This is a genomic window from Gloeocapsopsis sp. IPPAS B-1203, assembly GCF_002749975.1.
Classification (GTDB): domain Bacteria; phylum Cyanobacteriota; class Cyanobacteriia; order Cyanobacteriales; family Chroococcidiopsidaceae; genus Gloeocapsopsis.
This window is the reverse complement of the sequence record NZ_PEIG01000047.1, coordinates 1-533: the sequence shown is the minus strand read 5'-3', so window position 1 is coordinate 533 and position 533 is coordinate 1. Positions and strand designations below refer to the sequence as shown.

The window sequence follows — 533 nt, the reverse complement described above, 5'->3', positions numbered from 1 at the left end:
AGCGTCTTACCCCTGCTGCTTTGGCTAAATTAGCCAGTGCAACAGAACCTTTGTGGTTAATTTCATAAGTAATATTCGGTGCAAGTTGTCCAGTAGGATCGTTTGATAACTCCGCCATGTGAACGATGGCTTCTACACCTTGCAAGTCTTCAATTGTAATTTGGCGAATATCTTTGTTTAAAGTTTTGGCAGTGAGATCTGTGCCATTGTATAACCAACCAGCTTTGTAGAATCCAGTATCTACTGCAATAACTTCATGTCCAGCTTCCATTAGCATAGGAGCCAATAGAGAACCAAGATATCCCTCAGTACCAGTAACAAGAATTTTCATCAGTAAAAAACCTAAACGTGAATGAGTGTCGATTCAAGATGAGATTGAGCTGGAATCGCAAGTGAAATCGCTTTGCCAATCTCAAGAGAAGAAGTCGCCGCCGGAGAAGGAGCATTACACACATGCATTGCCCTCATTCCTGGCACAATCAAAAAGTCATCAACCAACTTGCCATCACTTTGCAATGCCTGCGCCCTTACCC

1 protein-coding gene and 1 pseudogene are annotated in these 533 nt (G+C 42.8%); both read right to left on the bottom strand.

What is annotated here, in order from left to right:
* Positions 1-331 (bottom strand): NAD-dependent epimerase/dehydratase family protein (locus CSQ79_RS26930; RefSeq protein WP_143755516.1); only part of this gene is annotated, 331 nt, incomplete at its 3' end.
* A gap of 11 nt (positions 332-342) precedes the next feature.
* Positions 343-533: pseudogene (locus tag CSQ79_RS26925) on the bottom strand (L-2-hydroxyglutarate oxidase); the annotation flags it as partial.